At 37.9% G+C, this 1,111-nt stretch carries 1 protein-coding gene; it reads left to right on the forward strand.

Annotated elements, in window-relative coordinates:
• Positions 1-720 (forward strand): hypothetical protein (locus DFR58_RS22070; protein ID WP_479722756.1); only part of this gene is annotated, 720 nt, incomplete at its 5' end.
• Between the last annotated feature and the right edge of the window lie 391 nt (positions 721-1,111).

Below are 1,111 nucleotides of genomic sequence, written 5' to 3' on the forward strand. Positions count from 1 at the left end.
AAGGATAACTTCTGCAAGGACCCCTGCAAGGATAACTTCTGCAAGGACCCCTGCAAGGATAACTTCTGCAAGGACCCCTGCAAGGATAACTTCTGCAAGGACCCCTGCAAGGATAACTTCTGTAAGGACCCCTGCAAGGACGATTTCTGCAAGGACCCTTGCAAGGATATATGCGGGGATGAATGGTGTGAGGCGGAATGTAATGTGCCCTTCAAAAAAGATGACTGTAAAATTCCTGAGCCTTGCACAGTAGATGCTCTGGTTGACAAGATAATATTTAAGGATTTTAAGAGCCATGTTATTGAGAATGCGGCAAAGGTATGGAAATGCATAAAGTGCGTCAACAAGTGTGAAGTCGATATAATAAGCAAGGATATATGCGCACATGCAGGAAGCAAGGGATGGATTGCCACCATTTGCTATAAGGTTACTGTGGAATATACTACCGTATGGGGCTTCAAGCATGTAATATGCAAAACCTTCAGCTTTGACAAGTGCATTCCCTTCCCGTTTACAGACTGCAAATGCGATGGTTATGGGCTGGTAGATTTTGCGAAATCCAAGCCTCATCTTGTCATATGCAAGGCAGAGTGCAAGCAGGTAAAATTTGAAAATATAGATACATGCGGAATAATAAAGGTATGCGTACTGATTGAGTTTGAAGTCATTGCAACCGTTAAAAAGGAATTCTGCCTTGTAACAGCCAAATGCAAAAAGTAAATGCAAAAAAGCCATAATAAAATTTTTAAAAAAAGCATTCATATGTTTTAAGGCATATGAATGCCTTTTTTTTGGTGCGCCCGGCATGGGCGCGACCTTGTCTGTATCCTAATTTATATAAGTTTAATATTCATTTATAGCCTATATGAATAAGGGTTATTCTTACAAGGTATTTCTGTATTTCAAATAAGATTGTTAAAATTTAAATATGCTATTGTAAATCAAATCATAAATTTCATATCAGCGTTATGTAAATATAAGAAAGCAAAGAATTGTGACTGTTAAGATAATTAAAAGGGGGTCTTAAATGAATAAATTAATAAGCATAAGCGAAGCCGTCAAGTTTATAAATGACGGTTCCACAATAATGATTAACGGCTTTATGGGAGTT

Source organism: Anaerobacterium chartisolvens (genome assembly GCF_003337415.1).
GTDB classification, from domain to species: Bacteria; Bacillota; Clostridia; order Acetivibrionales; family DSM-27016; genus Anaerobacterium; species Anaerobacterium chartisolvens.